The sequence below is a fragment of the Streptomyces huiliensis genome, assembly GCF_020037025.1.
GTDB lineage: Bacteria > Actinomycetota > Actinomycetes > Streptomycetales > Streptomycetaceae > Streptomyces > Streptomyces huiliensis.
This window is the reverse complement of the sequence record NZ_JAIQLH010000530.1, coordinates 1-652: the sequence shown is the minus strand read 5'-3', so window position 1 is coordinate 652 and position 652 is coordinate 1. Positions and strand designations below refer to the sequence as shown.

The window sequence follows — 652 nt, the reverse complement described above, 5'->3', positions numbered from 1 at the left end:
ACGCCGTCGCCCGCGCGCTGCAGGCCGCCGGCCGCATCGTCACCGCCTCGGCGGGCGCCCAGGGCACCGTCGGCGACACATCCACGGCCACCCCGGAGGCCGTCGCCCGGCTCGCCCACCGGGTCGGCCGGCCGCTGCTCGTCCTCCTCGACGGGCCCGAGGAGATGCCGCCGCTGCTCGCCCACGCGCTGCCCTCCTGGACCGCCGCGACCGCCCGCTGGCTGGAGCGGACCGGCACCCGGCTGGTCGTCGCCTGCCGCCCCGAGCACTGGGAGACGGCCGGTGCCCTCTTCCCGCCGGCCGCCCTGCACTCGCCGGCCACCGCCCTCGTCAGCGGCGCCCCGGCCCTCACCGCCGCGCCGCCGCCCTCGCTGCCCGCCTGCGTCCGGCTCACCGACCTCACCCCCGAGCTCGCCGAGCGTGCCCGCGCCTCCTACGGCGTCCCGGCCGGCGGGCTCGCCCCCGCGGACGCCGGGCATCCGCTCGCCCTCCGGCTGCTCGCCGAGGTGCACGCCGCCCTCCCGGACGGCGCGGACCGGCCGGAGGGCGCCCCCGCGCCCGACCGGTGGGAGGTCTTCGCCGCCCACCTCGACCTCGTCTGCCTGCGCATCGCCGTCCGCCTGGCCGCCGCCCGCCGGCCCCCGCTGCGCGG

At 81.9% G+C, this 652-nt stretch carries 1 pseudogene; it reads left to right on the top strand.

Features of this window, described 5'->3' with window-relative positions:
• Positions 1-652, top strand: a pseudogene (locus tag JNW98_RS35675) (serine protease); the annotation flags it as partial.